General features: G+C 44.8%; 2 tRNA genes. Both read left to right on the forward strand.

The features are described from left to right. The first annotated feature begins 6 nt into the window (after positions 1–6). Positions 7–82: transfer RNA gene (locus tag H5183_RS21570), tRNA-Lys, on the forward strand. Between the two features lie 71 nt (positions 83–153). Beyond that, positions 154–229: transfer RNA gene (locus tag H5183_RS21575), tRNA-Lys, on the forward strand. Positions 230–250 lie beyond the last annotated feature (21 nt).

Here is a 250-nt window from a genome sequence, read left to right on the forward strand (position 1 = left end):
CAGAGCGGGTCATTAGCTCAGTTGGTAGAGCAGTGGACTTTTAATCCATTGGTCGATGGTTCAAGTCCATCATGACCCACCATTCTTTATTCGTAGAATAGTAGAGTGGTTATAATCGGCGGATTTACGCAGCGTGCTTAGGCACATCAGAGCGGGTCATTAGCTCAGTTGGTAGAGCAGTGGACTTTTAATCCATTGGTCGATGGTTCAAGTCCATCATGACCCACCATTCTTTATTCGTAGAATAGTA

The organism is Pseudoalteromonas sp. SR44-8 (genome assembly GCF_014163635.1).
GTDB classification, from domain to species: Bacteria; Pseudomonadota; Gammaproteobacteria; order Enterobacterales; family Alteromonadaceae; genus Pseudoalteromonas; species Pseudoalteromonas rhizosphaerae.